Origin of the sequence: Arsenicibacter rosenii (assembly GCF_001870735.1) — a bacterium.
GTDB classification, from domain to species: domain Bacteria; phylum Bacteroidota; class Bacteroidia; order Cytophagales; family Spirosomataceae; genus Arsenicibacter; species Arsenicibacter rosenii.
This window is the reverse complement of the sequence record NZ_MORL01000221.1, coordinates 1-676: the sequence shown is the minus strand read 5'-3', so window position 1 is coordinate 676 and position 676 is coordinate 1. Positions and strand designations below refer to the sequence as shown.

The following is a 676-nucleotide window of genomic DNA, read 5'->3' as shown; positions in this document are numbered from 1 at the left end:
ACAATCAATGTCAGCAGAATTGCGTTTAGGTGTAGCCAGTTCATGTAAATTGAGATTTGTCTTTGAGCAAAGACGATTGAAGCCGGTAAATATTACAGAACCTACCTTATATGAATAAAGTACTGATTATTAACTGTATAAAAATCATCGTCTCACAAATTGCTCCCAATCTGAGATGAAGCCGGCCAGCATGTCTGATGATAAAAACGGACGGGCAACTCACTGGTTAATATCAAAAATTTGAGTGAGCGTGGTCTCGGTTAATTTCTGCCGGTTGGGGCCTGTGGTTTTCCAAAGCCTAGTATTTTGAGACCAAACCAACTGAATAAAACACCAAGCGCGATAGAAAAAAGGAAGCCCTGTAGCAAACTAAAGAAAGTACCAATAAAGGTATTGGTCGGCTTATCAGGGTCAAAATGAACGGTTACGGAATCATTTACTTCGTATTCCGCAGGTAAGGTTCCGGATTGCCCTTTGCACCGATAGGTCTGACCGCTCAGTGTCTTAAACTCCACGATGGGATAATAGACACTTGACTTACCGGAACTCCGTTCATTAGCGACAACCCTGCCTTCCGCCGATTGCCCGTTTAAGAACAACCAGCTCCCACGGTAAAGCTGATAGAGCGCGCCCATAGTACAGAGTAGACCAAGAATGAGGGGTAAATACTTCACAA

General features: G+C 43.3%; 1 protein-coding gene. It reads right to left on the bottom strand.

The genetic code is table 11. The annotated features are described in order from the left end of the window. Positions 1–260: 260 nt before the first annotated feature. Positions 261–676, bottom strand: a 416-nt coding sequence (locus tag BLX24_RS30945; protein ID WP_177226002.1) for a DUF3592 domain-containing protein, incomplete at its 5' end; no start/stop codon positions are given.